General features: G+C 68.8%; 14 protein-coding genes and 2 tRNA genes. 15 read left to right on the top strand and 1 reads right to left on the bottom strand.

Annotated features, from left to right (window positions below):
• Positions 1–157: 157 nt before the first annotated feature.
• Complete coding sequence (locus FHR90_RS14925; RefSeq protein WP_183275487.1) at positions 158–1,714, bottom strand: efflux transporter outer membrane subunit; 1,557 nt, start codon at positions 1,712–1,714, stop codon at positions 158–160.
• 174 nt (positions 1,715–1,888) lie between these two features.
• On the opposite strand from FHR90_RS14925, the gene FHR90_RS14920 reads away from it, so the two are divergent.
• The 15 genes from FHR90_RS14920 (at position 1,889) to FHR90_RS14850 (ending at position 14,032) form a co-directional block, all read left to right on the top strand.
• Positions 1,889–2,515, top strand: coding sequence for a TetR/AcrR family transcriptional regulator C-terminal domain-containing protein (locus FHR90_RS14920; RefSeq protein WP_176624513.1), 627 nt, complete (start codon positions 1,889–1,891; stop codon positions 2,513–2,515).
• A gap of 11 nt (positions 2,516–2,526) precedes the next feature.
• Positions 2,527–3,264: an MgtC/SapB family protein gene (locus FHR90_RS14915; RefSeq protein WP_176624511.1), complete on the top strand. Its 738-nt coding sequence runs from the start codon at positions 2,527–2,529 to the stop codon at positions 3,262–3,264.
• Positions 3,265–3,371: 107 nt separating this feature from the next.
• A complete protein-coding gene (locus tag FHR90_RS14910; protein WP_183275486.1) occupies positions 3,372–6,350 on the top strand; it encodes a PAS domain-containing protein in 2,979 nt (992 codons plus the stop codon).
• A gap of 89 nt (positions 6,351–6,439) precedes the next feature.
• A tRNA-Thr gene (locus FHR90_RS14905) sits at positions 6,440–6,514 on the top strand.
• 34 nt (positions 6,515–6,548) lie between these two features.
• Entirely contained in the window at positions 6,549–6,737 is a 189-nt protein-coding gene (locus FHR90_RS14900) for a hypothetical protein (RefSeq protein WP_183275485.1), read from the top strand.
• Between the two features lie 44 nt (positions 6,738–6,781).
• The gene (gene dcd, locus FHR90_RS14895; RefSeq protein ID WP_176623387.1) at positions 6,782–7,336 is read left to right on the top strand and encodes a dCTP deaminase; all 555 of its coding nucleotides are present in this window, start codon (positions 6,782–6,784) and stop codon (positions 7,334–7,336) included.
• A 53-nt stretch (positions 7,337–7,389) separates the two neighbouring features.
• Positions 7,390–8,652, top strand: coding sequence for a UDP-N-acetylglucosamine 1-carboxyvinyltransferase (gene murA, locus FHR90_RS14890; protein ID WP_176623391.1), 1,263 nt, complete (start codon positions 7,390–7,392; stop codon positions 8,650–8,652).
• Entirely contained in the window at positions 8,649–9,341 is a 693-nt protein-coding gene (gene hisG, locus FHR90_RS14885; RefSeq protein ID WP_176623385.1) for an ATP phosphoribosyltransferase, read from the top strand. The genes murA and hisG overlap by 4 nt, the downstream gene beginning before the upstream one ends.
• Positions 9,342–9,353: 12 nt before the next feature.
• Entirely contained in the window at positions 9,354–10,658 is a 1,305-nt protein-coding gene (hisD, locus tag FHR90_RS14880; RefSeq protein ID WP_176623383.1) for a histidinol dehydrogenase, read from the top strand.
• Between the two features lie 173 nt (positions 10,659–10,831).
• Positions 10,832–11,050, top strand: a complete 219-nt coding sequence (gene infA / locus FHR90_RS14875) for a translation initiation factor IF-1 (RefSeq protein ID WP_176623381.1) — start codon at positions 10,832–10,834, stop codon at positions 11,048–11,050.
• Between the two features lie 19 nt (positions 11,051–11,069).
• On the top strand, positions 11,070–11,672 hold the full coding sequence (locus FHR90_RS14870; protein WP_176623389.1) for a Maf family protein: 603 nt from the start codon (positions 11,070–11,072) through the stop codon (positions 11,670–11,672).
• Positions 11,669–12,778 (top strand): ribonuclease E/G, encoded by a 1,110-nt coding sequence (locus FHR90_RS14865; protein ID WP_176623379.1) that lies wholly within the window; start codon positions 11,669–11,671, stop codon positions 12,776–12,778. Before FHR90_RS14870 ends, FHR90_RS14865 begins: the two co-directional genes overlap by 4 nt.
• Positions 12,775–12,999: a DNA gyrase inhibitor YacG gene (locus FHR90_RS14860; protein WP_176623377.1), complete on the top strand. Its 225-nt coding sequence runs from the start codon at positions 12,775–12,777 to the stop codon at positions 12,997–12,999. The genes FHR90_RS14865 and FHR90_RS14860 overlap by 4 nt, the downstream gene beginning before the upstream one ends.
• Positions 13,000–13,049: 50 nt before the next feature.
• A tRNA-Phe gene (locus tag FHR90_RS14855) sits at positions 13,050–13,125 on the top strand.
• 43 nt (positions 13,126–13,168) lie between these two features.
• Positions 13,169–14,032 carry an ABC transporter permease gene (locus FHR90_RS14850; protein ID WP_246330302.1) on the top strand — a complete coding sequence of 288 codons (864 nt, stop codon included), beginning with the start codon at positions 13,169–13,171 and terminating at the stop codon, positions 14,030–14,032.
• The last annotated feature ends 7 nt before the right edge of the window (positions 14,033–14,039 follow it).

Raw genomic sequence — 14,039 nt, 5'->3', positions numbered from 1 at the left:
GCATATCCCTTCCCATCCGATGCAATTGTCAAAAGAACAAAACCAACGTTTCCAAGAGGTTAGAAACCCTCAGCGCCGCGGTGAACGGGGATATAAGGGAGCCTGACCGGGGTGTCAACAACGCCGTCACCGGTTTGTCGTAAAAAACCGTCCCGGCTCAGCGCTGCGCCGTCTTCACCGTCTGCGACGCGGGAAAGTTCGTCTGCCACCCGCCGCCGAGCGCGTTGTAGATCGCAACCAGGTCGTTGTTCAGCGTGGTGTCGCTGTCGGCGAGCTGCTGCTGGTTGTCGAGCAGCGTGCGCTCGGCGTTCAGAACGTCGAGGAAGGTCACCAGCCCGCCACGATACTGCTCGGCCGCAAGCCGCATCGCCGTCTGCGCGGCATTGACCGAGGCAGCGATGCTGGCACGACGCACCTGTTCGGCCTGGTAGCTGGTCATGGCATTGCTGACGTCGTGGAAGGCGCTCAGCACCGTTTTCTGGTAATTGATCGCCGCCTCGACCTGCTGCGCGCGGCGCAGGTCGAGCTGGCCGCGCAGCTTGCCGCCCTGAAACAGCGGAATGGTGATCTGGGGGCCGAAACTGTAGGCCGCCGCCGACCAGAACGGCAGATCGCGCAGCGACAGCGCCATCGTCCCCACCGAGCCCGACAGCGTCACCTGCGGATAGAAATTCGCCACCGCCACCCCGATCTGCGCAGTTGCGGCATGCAGTTGCCGCTCGGCGGCGCGGATATCGGGACGACGCGCGGCGAGGGTCGACGGCAGGCCCACCGGAACCGCCGGCGGAACCGACGGCACCGGGCGCGGCGTATCGAGTTCGGCTGCGAGCGCCTGCGGAGCCTCACCGAGCAGCAGGCTGAGCGCGTTCACCTGACCGTCGATCTGCGCCTTGAGCTGCGGCACACGGGCGGCGGTGATCTGCACCTGCGCCTGCGCATTGGCCGGATCGAGCTCCGAGGCGAGGCCACCCTGATAGCGCTGCTGGGCGATGGTCAGCGATCCCTGCGCGGTCTGCAGATTGGTCTGCTGCAGCGCGAGCTGTGCCTGCAGGCCGCGCAGGGTCATGTAGTCGCGCGCCACCTCGCCAAGCGCGCTGACCAGCGCGCCACGGCGATCGTCCTCGCTGGCTTCCAGCGTCGCCTGCGCCGCCTCGCTGCCGCGCCGCACCCGTCCCCAGAGGTCGAGCTCCCAGGACGCGTCGACAGAATCCTTGAACAGGTCGATCGGCGGCACCTGGATCGATCCAGCCTCCCCCTTGAAACCGGACAGCGACGTGCTGCCGACCTGATCGGGCAGATTGTCGGTCAGCCCGCGCTGGATCAGCTTGCTGCTGATCTGCTGACGGGTGTAGCCGCCGCCGGCGCTCAGCATCGGATAGGCATCGGCATTGGTGATGCGAAGCTGGGCGCGGCTTTCGGCCAGGCGGGCGGTCGCGGTGCGGACATCGAAGTTCTGCGCCGCCACCCGCCGTTCCAGTGCGGACAGTTCGGGATCGCCGAAACTGTCCCACCAGGCGATCGGCGTCGGCTGCGCCGTCAGCAGGCTCGCGGCACCCGCCGGGGCGAGGCGGCCATTCTGCGAACTCCAGTCCACGGGCGCCGTCGGCTTGGGGGCGACGAAATCGGGGCCCACCGTGCAACCCGCCAGCATGGCTCCGCCTGCCAGCAGCCCTGCGCAGGATCCGATCCGGCGTTCCCGCTTGTGCTTGGTCACCACGACCGGTCTCCCGAAGATATTGCCCGTCACATAGCCTGAAGCCGAACGCTGCGGCCGGCGGAAATAAAATGACCGATCCGTTCGGTCAGCGTTGACAAGCTACCCGCTTTGCCCGGATCGTCAATCTGTCCGGATGTCCGGGAACGGAGTGCGGACGGGAAGGCCAGGAGCGTGAGAAACAAGGCAGCAGACGCGACCGCCGAGAAGCGCCGCCAGATCATCGAAGGTGCGGCCGCCCTGTTCACCCGTCATGGCTACGAGGGCGCCAGCATGGCCGACATCGCGGCCGGCGCGGGCGTCTCCAAGGGCACACTCTATAACTATTTCGCCTGCAAGTCGGACCTGTTCGCCGCCTTCGTGGGCGAGATGGCGCAGGGCATGTTGCCGCAGCTCTTCGACGGTATCGACACGCTGCCGCCACGCGAGGCGCTGGTGGCGATCGGCGAGCGGGTGCTGCGCAAGATGCTGTCGCAGCGTTCGCTCGATCTGTATCGCGTGGTGGTCAGCGAGGCCGGACAGTTCCCGCATCTCGCACAGATCTTCTTCGACGCCCTGCCGCGCCGCGCGCGCGAGACGCTGGTGGCCTGGATCGATCGCCAGGTGACGGCCGGCGAGCTTTCAGTCGCCGACCCGATCTTCGCTGCTGACCAGTTCTTCGCCCTGCTGCACACGCGGATCGTGGTCTGCGCCCGCCTGCAGCTCCCGCGCGACGAATCCGACGCCGCCCTGCGGCACGTGGCCAACGCGGCGGCCGACATGTTCATCGCCTTCTATCGTCGCCCCACCCAGGGCGAGTAGGTCGGGCAACCATGATCGGAGCCACGGGCCAGGGGTGGTATCAACTGGCGGAACTCGGCCTGGCCTTCGTGCTGTCGGGACTGATCGGCTTCGAGCGCGAGCTGCGCCAGAAGAGTGCCGGTCTGCGGACCTATGCGCTGGTCGGCATCGCCTCGGCTCTTTTCATGCTGGTGTCGAAATACGGGTTCACCGACATCCTGCGCGCCGGTTCGGTCGTGCTGGATCCCTCACGCATCGCAGCGCAGATCGTCTCCGGCATCGGCTTCATCGGCGGCGGCGTGATCTTCATGCGGCGCGATGTGGTACGCGGCCTGACAACCGCGGCCTCGGTCTGGCTCACCGCGGCGATTGGCATGTCCTGCGGCGCCGGCCTGCTGGCGTTGGCGATCGCCACGACCGCGAGTTATTTCGTCATCATGCTGCTGCTGCCGCGGCTGCTGCAGCGTCTGCGCGGCAGGCAGGGCCGGACACGGCATGACATCCGGATCGTCTACGAAGACGGTCGCGGCCTGCTGCGCGATGTCCTGGTCGCCTGCACCCAGGCCGGACTGCGCATCGACCGCGTCAGCATCGGCGAAACCTCGACCGACCCCGACGCCGATCCGCCCCCCGGCCGCACTCTGGTCGCCGTCGAGATGCAGCTGAGCGGCCGTGCCATGCTCGCCGGCCTGTTCACCCGTCTCGCGACGATCGATGGTATCCGCTCCATGACCACGAACGACGACGACGAAGGCGACATCGTCGCCTGAGCCGGGCATACCCGATCAAGCGCTGTTGAATTGCAGCGAAGAATAACCGCCGATTAACCCGGCCATGTCACCATTCGTGCCACCGCACCGGACTGACCGAGCCCCGCATGCCTGAGCCTGCCCGCCTGCCCGCCTACCTACCAGCAGACGTCGCACAGTTCGTGACCGACCGGCTGGCCGATGGCAGCTACGGCGATCTCGACAGCCTGCTCGCCGCCGCTCTGAAACGGCTGCGCGAGACCGAGACAGCCGCTGCGGCCTGGCCCCCGGGCGACAGCTCCTGTGCGGCGCTGGCCCGCGGGCACGACTGGTCGGCAAGCGCGCTCGGCCCGATCGGCTGCTGGCCGCCCGCACTCGGCACCACCGTCTCGAACGTCGTCAATTCGCCTGTCGCCAAGTTTCTGGTCTGGGGCGTCGATGATCCGGTGCTTCTCTATAATGACTTCTTTGCCGCGCTCGCCGGTGGACGCCACCCAGCCGCCTTCGGCGCCACGATCGGCACCGTCTGGCCCGAACTCGCCGAGCTGTTTGCCGGGCTGCGTGAGCGCAGTCTCGCCGGGGAGGCGCTCCTGTTGCGGGAACATGCGCTGATGCTCGACCGGGAGCGGGCGCCGGAGGGCAGCGTGTGCGACCTGTTCTTCACCCCGATCTACACCGCGCCCGGCCGTATCGGCGGAGTGATGTGCACCGTGCTCGACATCACCGAGCGCGTGCGGGCGCAGAAGATCCTCACCCGCCGCGGCGCCGAGCTGCAGGCGATGGCGGACGTGCTGCCCTATCTGGTGATCCGCGTCGACCGGACGCATCGCTACCGCTTCGTCAACGCCTATGGCGCCGCCTGGTACGGGATCGACGCCGACCGGCTCATCGGCATGCAGGTCGAGGACGTCATCGGCAAAACCGCGTTCAAAGAGCGGCGCGTGCTGGCGGACCGCGCGATGGCGGGCGAAACCGTGGTCACACGCGCGGTCCTGCCCGACCACACGGGGCGCCGGCGCCGGCTCGAACTGCACTTCATGCCCAGCTACGACGAGGCGGGCCGCATCGATGGCGCGCATGTGCTGGCCGTCGACATCGAGGACACGCTTCGCGTGCTGGAGGAGGAGCACCGCGACAATACCCGCTTCCGCACCGCGATGCGCGCGATGCACGGCGTGCTGTGGACCAACACCGCCGATGGCCGAATGCTCGGCGAGCAGCCTGCCTGGGCCCAGCTCACAGGACAGAGTTTCGAGCAATATCAGGGCTATGGCTGGGCGGATGCAGTGCACCCCGACGATGCGCAGCCGACCATCGAGGCGTGGGAGCGAGCCGTCACAGCGCGCTCGATGTTCGTCTTCGAGCACCGTATCCGCGACCACCGCGGCGGCTGGCGCACCTTCCTGGTCCGCAGCCTGCCGATCCTCGACGATGCGGGGGCCATTGTCGAATGGGTGGGCGTGCACACCGACATCACCGAGCAGCGCCGCGCCGAGGCCGCACTGCGCGAAGTCAACGAGACGCTTGAAGCGCGGGTGCTGACCGAGATCGAGAGGCGCCGAGGCGCCGAGGCGACGCTGGCGCATGCGCAGCGCCTGGAGACGATCGGCCAGCTCTCCGGCGGCGTGGCGCATGATTTCAACAACCTGCTGCAGGTCATCGCCGGCAATCTGGAACTGCTGAGCCATGACATCGCCGGCAATCCGCGCGCCGAGCGGCGGGTCGCGAACGCGCTGGCCGGTGTGGCGCGCGGCAGCCGGCTGTCGGCGCAGCTGCTGGCCTTCGGGCGGCGGCAGCCGCTCGCACCCCGGGTCGTCGACCTTGCCGCCTTCCTGTCCGGCATGGACGAGATGCTGCGCCGGGCGGTCGGCGCCGATATCGAGATCGACATGCCCGCACCGGCCAACGCAAATCAGTGGAACTGCCTGATCGACCCCGCCCAGCTCGAAAACGCGCTGCTGAACCTTGCCCTGAACGCACGCGATGCGATGGAGGGGCATGGCAGGCTGAAATTGTCGCTGGACCATGACGGCGACGGATTCGTGCGGCTGGCGGTCAGCGATACCGGCAGCGGCATCGCCCCCGAGATCATCGACAAGGTCTGCGAGCCGTTCTTCACCACCAAGGCGGAGCGCAAGGGCTCCGGCCTCGGGTTGTCGATGGTCTATGGCTTCGTGACGCAATCCGGTGGTCGGGTGCAGATCTTCTCCGAACCAGGGCTCGGCACCACCGTGCAGCTCAGCCTGCCGCGCGGCGCCGAGATCGCCGAACCCGTGGAACCGGTCCAGCGCCCTGCCGGCGCCTCGTCGCCCTCCCCGGGCGGCAGCGAGCATATCCTGGTGGTGGAGGACGACGAACAGGTCCGTATCGCCGTCGTCGCCCTGCTCGAAGGGCTCGGCTATCGGGTGAGTGAGGCGCCCGATGCGGGGCGCGCCCTTGCCCTGATCGAGTCGGGACTACGGGTGGACCTGCTGTTCACCGACGTGGTGATGCCGGGCAGCCTCAAGAGTCCCGAACTGGCGCGACTCGCCCGCCAGCATTTGCCGGGGCTGAGGGTGCTGTTCACCTCCGGCTACACGGCGGACGCGATCATGCATGACGGGCGGCTCGATGCCGGGGTCGAACTGCTGTCGAAGCCCTACACCCGCGACTCGCTGGCCCATCGCCTGCGCGAGCTGCTCGACATGCCGAAACCTGACCGGCCCGCCCAGCCGCGGGTGCTGCTGGTCGAGGATGACGAGCTGATCCGCCTCAACGCCACCGAGCTGCTGATCGAGGCCGGTTATGTCGTCGACCAGACCGACACCGCCGAGCACGCCATCGGGCTCGCCGCCGCGGCGAGACCCGACATTCTGGTGACCGACATCAACCTGCCAGGCCTCAGCGGCCCCGATCTCGCCCGGCGGCTGCGCGGCGAGCACGCATCGCTCGGGGTGGTGTTCGCCTCCGGTGCCGTCGAGGCGCGGCAGCCGGGCGCGCTTGCCGATGCGGTGGCGCTGTCGAAACCCTACGGGCGCAGCGCCCTGCTCGCTGCGGTGCAGGCCGCACGACCAGGCGGAAAGGCTGTCGACGCGGGCCTGCCCCAGCGCTTCGGAGAACCGGCCTGAGGCTCGCTCGCGGTGCGGTGGAAATGGCGCGCAGGATGGCTTGTCATCGAAGGCAAACATCGCTACACCGCGCCCCCGAAGCCGGTCACGCTGCTGTAGCTCAGTGGTAGAGCACTCCCTTGGTAAGGGAGAGGTCGTGAGTTCAATCCTCACCAGCAGCACCAGGCGCTCCTCTTTCCGCATCCGGGGCCATCCGCCGTGCCGCCAGACGAGCTCCAGACCCCTGCCGCCGCGGACGATCGACAGGAGCCGGCGAAGCAGCCGGCCGAGACGCCGCGCGCCGCCGCGGCCCGCGCCGAGCGCGAGGCGCGCCAGGCCGCCGCCTTGCGCGCCAACCTGCGCCGTCGCAAACAGCAGGCACGCTCGCGCACCGAATCCGGTCCCTGAGCCCCAGACTCAGACACAGCCCTGCCGCCGAGGACCGCCTTGCCATGCCCGTGATGCCTGACAGCTGGATCCGCCGCATGGCACAGGAGCAGCAGATGATCACCCCGTTCGAGACCGCGCAGCGCGCCTCGGGGCTGATCAGCTACGGCTTGTCGAGCTATGGCTACGATGCCCGCGTTGCCGACGAGTTCCGCATCTTCACCAATGTCGATTCCGCCGTCGTCGACCCGAAGGACTTCTCGTCGGACAGCTTCGTCACCCGCACCGGACCGGTCTGCATCATCCCGCCCAACAGCTTCGCGCTGGCGCACACGATCGAGTATTTCCGCATCCCGCGCGACGTGCTGGTGATCTGCCTTGGAAAGTCGACCTATGCCCGTTGCGGCATCATCGTGAATGTGACACCCCTCGAACCCGAATGGGAGGGCCAGGTGACGATCGAGATTTCCAACACCACGCCGCTGCCGGCCCGGATCTATGCCAACGAGGGCATCTGCCAGTTCCTGTTTCTCCAGGGCGCAGGCCCCTGCGAGACCAGCTATGCCGACCGCTCGGGCAAGTACATGCGCCAGCACGGCGTGACCATGCCGAGGCTCTGAGTGACATGTTCGACAACCTGAACCCGGCTGCACCAGAAGGACGAACCGGACGGATGGACCGCTTCATCATCCGCGGCGGGCGCACGCTCGCCGGCGACATCGAGATCGGCGGCGCAAAGAACGCCGCGCTGCCGCTGCTGTGCGCCGGGCTGCTCACCTCCGAGCGCCTGGTGCTGACCAACACGCCGCGCATCGCCGACATCGCCACCATGGTCGAGTTGCTCGCCAGCCTGGGCCTGGCCACCGACACGCTCGATTCCGGGCCCACCTACACATTGTCGGTCGGCGGCGACATCACCTCCACCGAGGCGTCCTACGACATCGTCAGCAAGATGCGCGCCTCGATCCTGGTGCTCGGCCCGCTGGTCGCGCGCTGCGGCGAGGCAAAGGTCTCGCTGCCTGGCGGATGCGCGATCGGCACCCGGCCGGTCGACCTGCATCTTAAGGGCCTCGAGGCGCTGGGCGCGGAGATCGAGCTCAGCGGCGGCTATGTTCATGCCCGCGCACCGAACGGGCTGACCGGCGCGCGCTACGTGCTGCCGGTGGCGTCCGTGGGTGCGACCGAGAACATCATCATGGCCGCCTCGCTGGCGAAGGGCCGCACCGAGCTGGTCAACGCCGCGCGCGAGCCCGAAATCACCGATCTGGTGGTCTGCCTCAATGCGATGGGCGCGCGCATCGAGGGCATCGGCACCGACACGCTGGTCATCGACGGCGTGCCCGCGCTGCATGGCGCGCGCCACCCCATCATCTCCGACCGTATCGAGACCGGCACCTATGCCTGCGCGGTCGGCATCACCGGCGGCGAGGTACGCCTGCTGGGCGGACGTGCCGACCATCTCGACGCGGTGATCCGGGTGCTCAACGAGGCTGGCGTCGAGACCGAGCAGCAGGGCGACGCACTGCTGGTGCGCCGCGCCGGGCGCCTGCGCGGCGTCGACATCATGACCGAGCCCTATCCCGGCTTCCCGACCGACATGCAGGCGCAGTTCATGTCGCTGCTCTCCGTCGCCGAGGGTGCGTCGATGATGACCGAGACCATCTTCGAGAACCGCTTCATGCACGTGCCCGAACTCAACCGGATGGGCGCGCATATCAACGTGCACGGCTCGTCGGCGATCATCCGCGGCGTACCCGAACTCTCCGGCGCGCAGGTGATGGCCACCGATCTGCGCGCGTCGTTCTCGCTGATCCTCGCCGGGCTGGCCGCGAAGGGCGAGACGGTGCTCAACCGCGTCTATCACCTCGATCGCGGCTACGAGGCAGTCGAGCGCAAGCTCTCCGGCGTCGGAGCGGACATCGAGCGCGCCTCGTGACACGCCACCCCGTTCCCGGCGCTGAAGGGCTGGTCTTCGCCCTGCCCAAGGGCCGCATCCTCAAGGAATGCGCACCGATCCTGGCCGGTGCGGGCATCCACCCCGATCCCGACTGTCTCGACGAGAGCAGCCGTCGTCTGCGCTTCGGCACCTCGGATGCGTCGGTGGACGTGATCCGCGTGCGCTCGTTCGACGTCGCCACCTTCGTCGCCTTCGGTGCCGCCCAGATCGGCATCTGCGGCGCCGACGTGCTGATGGAGTTCGACTACCCCGAACTCTACGCACCGCTCGATCTCGGCATCGGCGCCTGCCGGGTCAGCGTCGCCGCCCCCGAGGGCGTCGACCTCGGCGACCCGTCGCGCTGGTCCGACATCCGGGTCGCGAGCAAATACCCCAACATCGCCCGGCGGCACTTCGCCGCCCGCGGCATCCATGCCGAGATCGTGCATCTCAACGGTGCGATGGAACTCGCCCCCGGGCTGGGCCTGTCGCGGCTGATCGTCGATCTGGTGCAGACCGGCAGCACGCTGCGCGCCAATGGGCTGCGCGAGGTCGAAACCATCGCCGACGTGACCTCGCGGCTGATCGTCAACCGGACCGCACTCAAGACCCGCCCCGAGGCGGTGGGCGCCTGGATCGCCCGTTTCCGCGCCGCGATCGCCCGGCGCGCTGAAGCGCGCGCCGCCTGAAAGCCTGTCACGATGCGCTTTCTCGACTCCAGCACCCCCGATTTCGCCGCCGGTTTCGAGGCCGTGCTGGCGACCGCCAACCTGTCGACCGAGTCCGTGCGTGAGCCGGTCGCGGCCATCCTCGCCGACATCCGCGCCCGCGGCGACGCGGCGCTGTGCGACTATACCGCCCGTTTCGACCGTCTCGATCTCGTCCCGGCGAGCCTGCGGATCGACGCGGCCACCATCGATGCGGCGATCGAGGAGGTGGCCCCCGCCCTGCTCGACGCTCTCGACCTCGCCGCGACCCGGATCGAGACCTTCCACCGTGCCCAGCTCCCCGCCGATCTCGAGCTCGACGATCCGGCCGGCCTGCGCCTCGGGATGCGCTGGACGCCGCTCGATGCGGTGGGCCTCTATGTTCCCGGCGGCAAGGCCTCCTACCCGTCCTCGGTGCTGATGAACGCCATCCCGGCCCGCGTCGCCGGCGTGAGCCGGGTGGCGATGTGCGTGCCCAGCCCCGATGGCGCGCTCAACCCGCTGGTGCTGGCCGCCGCACGCCGCGCCGGGGTGAGCGAGATCTACCGGATCGGCGGCGCGCAGGCGATCGGCGCGCTCGCCTTCGGCACCGCAACCATCGCCCCGGTCGACCGCATTGTCGGACCCGGCAACGCGTTCGTCGCCGAGGCCAAGCGGCAGGTATTCGGCCATGTCGGCATCGATTCGGTCGCGGGCCCCTCGGAAGTGGTGGTGGTCGCCGATGGCGGCTGCGATCCGCGCGACGTGGCGATCGACCTGCTCGCCCAAGCCGAGCATGACGAAATGGCCCGCGCCATCCTGATCACCGATTCGCGCGAACTGGCCGACGGTGTCGCCGCCGCGGTCGCCGACGAGCTGTCCCGCCTGCCGCGCACCGCCATCGCGGGCGCGAGCTGGCGCGATCATGGCGCGATCATCCTGGTGCCGACGATCATGGACGCAGCCGCGCTGAGCGACCGGCTGGCCCCCGAACACCTGCAGATCATGACCGCCGACCCCCGCGCCTTCTTCGGCGCCATCCGCCATGCGGGTGCCGCGTTTCTCGGCCGCTGGTGCCCGGAGGCGCTGGGCGACTACATCGCCGGCCCGAACCACGTTCTGCCGACCGGCGGCACGGCGCGATTTGCCTCCGGCCTGTCGGTGTTCGACTTTCTCAAGCGCACCACCTGGATCGAGTCGAGCGAGGCCGGCCTCACCGCGATCGGCCCGCAGGCCGTCGCCCTCGCCCGCGCCGAAGGGCTCGACGCCCATGCCGAGAGCATCGCGCGGCGGCTGTCTGCGAACGCACCGCGGCTGTAGGTCGGCTGCGGCATCTCGCCGTGTGACTTGACCTGAACCGCGCGACTGACCATGTTCCGGCCCGTCATCGCGATATCGAGACCCGTTCCCGTCCGTTTCGGGTGCAACCGTCGGTCGCGCACAGGCCGGACCAGCAACACTCGGGTTCCTGGACGGAACACGCAAGAGGCAAGATGTCGAAAGAAGATATGATCGAGTTCAGCGGCACCGTCATGGAGCTGCTGCCCAACGCCATGTTCAGGGTGAAACTGGACAACGACCACGAGATTCTCGCCCATACCTCCGGCAAGATGCGCAAGAACCGCATCCGCGTGCTGGCCGGCGACCGGGTAAACGTCGAGATGACGCCCTACGATCTGTCCAAGGGCCGCATCACCTTCCGGTTCAAGTAAGCGGTCCGTGGCCGTGCAGATGCCGGCCGCCTTCGTGCTGGCCTCGGCCTCGCCGCGACGGCGCGAACTGCTGGCCCAGATCGGCATCGTCCCGACCCTGGTCCTCGGCCCGGACATCGACGAGACGCCGGGACGTGACGAATCGCCGCGCGACTATGTCCGTCGTATCGCGCGCGCCAAGGCGCAGGCGGGGATCGAACGCGCGCTCGAAGCCCCCGAGCTGGCGGCCGGAACCGCCTTCGCCCTGCTGGCCTGTGATACCACCGTCGCCGTCGGCCGCCGCATCCTGGGCAAGCCGCGCGACCGTGACGATGCCGGCTGCATGATCGACCTGCTGTCCGGACGCAGGCATCACGTGCTGTCCTCGGTCGTGCTGCGGCGCCCCGATGGCGGGCTCGCGGAACGCCTGGTCGACAGCGCCGTCACCTTTGCGCGCCTGAGCGCCGCCCAGCGCGACGCGGCCCTCGAGTCGGGCGAATGGAACGGCAAGGCCGGCGGCTATGCGATCCAGGGCGCGGCCGCGTCCCTGATTCGCTTCCTCTCCGGCAGCTACAGCAATGTGGTGGGGCTGCCACTGTTCGAGACGGCGCAGTTGCTGCGCGGCGCGAACCTGCTCGCTTGACCGAAATTCTGGTCCGCACCGGTCCGGGCACGATCGAGGTCGCGGTCGCCGCCGAAGGCAGGCTACACGACTACCGGCTGGACTGTCCCGACCGCCCCGACGGCGTCGGCGATCTGTATCACGCCCGGATCGGCGCCATCCTGCCCGCGCTCGGCGGCGCGTTCGTCGTCCTCGGCGACGCGCCGGACGGGTTCCTGCCGGATCGCGACATGGTCGATGCCGCCGTCGAGGGGGCATCGATCGCGGTCAGGGTCGTGCGCTCGGCCATGGGCGGCAAGGGTCCACGCGTGACGGCCCGCCTCGACGAGGCGACCCGGGCGGACTGTCTCGACGCCCCGCCCGGTCTCGTCCGGCGCGGAACGGATGCCCTCGCCCTCGCCGCGGCGGCCTGGCCTGAGGCGAAGATCCATGTCGACGACATCCATCATGCCGCACGCGCCCGCACCATCTGGGCAGAACGGGTCGTCCATGACCGATCTCCCCGCGCCGCCTGGCTCGATACGGCGATCGGGCGCCTGTCCGCTCCCGTGATCGCGCTGCCGGGCGGTCTGGTCGCCTCCATAACACCCACCCCTGCCCTGGTGGCGATCGATCTCGACACCGGCGCGTCGTCCGGTGCGCGTGCCGCCAAGGCGACGGCGCAGTTCGCCGCCAATCGCGACGCGCTGCCGGCCCTGCTACACGAAATCAGGCTGCGCGACCTGTCGGGGGCCATCGTCATCGATCTCGCCGGGATGGCGCAGCGCAAGCGGCCCGCCCTCGCCCCGCTGATCGCCGAGTCGCTGACCCGCGACCCGCTCGCGCCCCGGTTCGTCGGCTTCAGCGGGCTGGGTTTCGCCGAAATCCAGCGCCCGCGTGTCCGTCCCCCCTTGCACGAGCTGCACGCACTGCCGATCTGGGCGATCAGCACCGCCCTGCGCAGCTGGCTGGCCGATCCGCAGCACACACGGCTGGTGCTGTCGCCCGATCTCGCCGCCGAACTCGACCACGCGCCCGTCGCGCGCGGCGACGCCGAACGACTTTGCGGCCTGCACATCGAGGCGGCTGTCGATCCTGCGTTGCCGCCACTGCAATGGCGGCTCGATTCGCGAAAGTCCATCCGATGAGCCAGACCCTCGCCACCTGCCCGATCTGCCGGCGTCCCACGCAGCCGCAGACACGGCCCTTCTGCTCGAAACGCTGCGCCGATGTCGATCTCGGGCGCTGGTTCGGCGGCGACTATCGCGTGCCGGGTCCCCAGACCGGCCCGGAGGACGAACTCGGCGCAGAGGAGAACGCCGCGACAAAGCGCAGTCAGCGGGTTGATCCCGACGAAGGCTTGGGCTAATCCACCGCGACCGAAGCGGACCGGCCTTGCCGGACCGCCTCGCGAGATGGGCCCAGGTAGCTCAGTTGGTAGAGCATGCGACTGAAAATCGCAGTGTCGGTGGTTCGATTCCACTCCTGGGCACCATTCCCCCCTGAGCCGGACAGAGGAGGTCACTGACGTGCCGACCATGTCCGCCGCCCCGACGCTGGCCACAGAACCTCTCGACGAACCCGTTTTCGTCACCGCCCCCGAGCGCGACACCGCCACCCGCCTGCGTCATGCGATCGCCGACCTGCGGGCCTCCCTCGCGCTGTGGCGACTGGGGACGACGCTCGCCTGGACCGATATCAAGGGGCGTTATCGCGGCTCGATCCTGGGTCCGTTCTGGGTCACCGCCTCGACGGCGGTGATGATCGCCGCCCTTGGCATCCTGTATGCGGCGCTGTTCGGCCAGTCCCTGACCGATTACCTGCCATTCCTGACCCTGTCGCTGGTCCTGTGGGGCTACCTGTCCACGGTCACCACCGAAGCCTGTTCGTGCTTCTCCGGCGCGGAAAGCGCGATCCGGGCGAGGCGGACGCCGTTCCTGCTGCTGGTCGGCCGCATCGTGCTGCGCAACGTGATCGTGCTCGGCCATAACGTGCTGGTCGTGGTGGTGGTGTTCGCGCTGTTCGGCGTGCATCCGGGGCTGACGGCGCTGTGGTGCCTGCCCGGCCTGGTGCTGTGGCTGCTGGATTCGATCGCCATTACGGTGCTGCTCGGCACGCTGGGTGCGCGCTTCCGCGACATCCCTCCGATCGTCGGCTCGCTGCTGCAGATCGCGTTCTTCATCAGCCCCGTGATCTGGAAACCGGAGCTGATCCCGCACGCGAAGACCTGGATGCGGTTCAACCCGTTCTATTCCCTGCTCGACGTGATCCGCGAACCGCTGCTCGACCACGCGGTGCCGCCTGTCGTCTGGGGCCTGGCCTGCGTCTATTCCGCGCTGCTCTGCCTCGGGGCGGCGGCGCTGTTCCTGCGGGTGCGCTGCCGCCTCGCCTACTGGGTCTGACGAGAGC

This window comes from Endobacter medicaginis (genome assembly GCF_014192375.1).
Classification (GTDB): domain Bacteria; phylum Pseudomonadota; class Alphaproteobacteria; order Acetobacterales; family Acetobacteraceae; genus Endobacter; species Endobacter medicaginis.
This window is presented reverse-complemented; position numbering and strand designations above follow the sequence as displayed.

Coding starts and splice junctions, on each gene's coding strand:
- murA (WP_176623391.1), top strand. CDS start 7,390: ATGGACCGCTTCATCATCCGCGGCGGGCGCACGCTCGCCGGCGACATC.
- FHR90_RS14860 (WP_176623377.1), top strand. CDS start 12,775: ATGAGCCAGACCCTCGCCACCTGCCCGATCTGCCGGCGTCCCACGCAG.
- FHR90_RS14915 (WP_176624511.1), top strand. CDS start 2,527: ATGATCGGAGCCACGGGCCAGGGGTGGTATCAACTGGCGGAACTCGGC.
- dcd (WP_176623387.1), top strand. CDS start 6,782: ATGCCCGTGATGCCTGACAGCTGGATCCGCCGCATGGCACAGGAGCAG.
- FHR90_RS14850 (WP_246330302.1), top strand. CDS start 13,169: ATGTCCGCCGCCCCGACGCTGGCCACAGAACCTCTCGACGAACCCGTT.
- FHR90_RS14870 (WP_176623389.1), top strand. CDS start 11,070: ATGCCGGCCGCCTTCGTGCTGGCCTCGGCCTCGCCGCGACGGCGCGAA.
- hisD (WP_176623383.1), top strand. CDS start 9,354: ATGCGCTTTCTCGACTCCAGCACCCCCGATTTCGCCGCCGGTTTCGAG.
- FHR90_RS14910 (WP_183275486.1), top strand. CDS start 3,372: ATGCCTGAGCCTGCCCGCCTGCCCGCCTACCTACCAGCAGACGTCGCA.
- infA (WP_176623381.1), top strand. CDS start 10,832: ATGTCGAAAGAAGATATGATCGAGTTCAGCGGCACCGTCATGGAGCTG.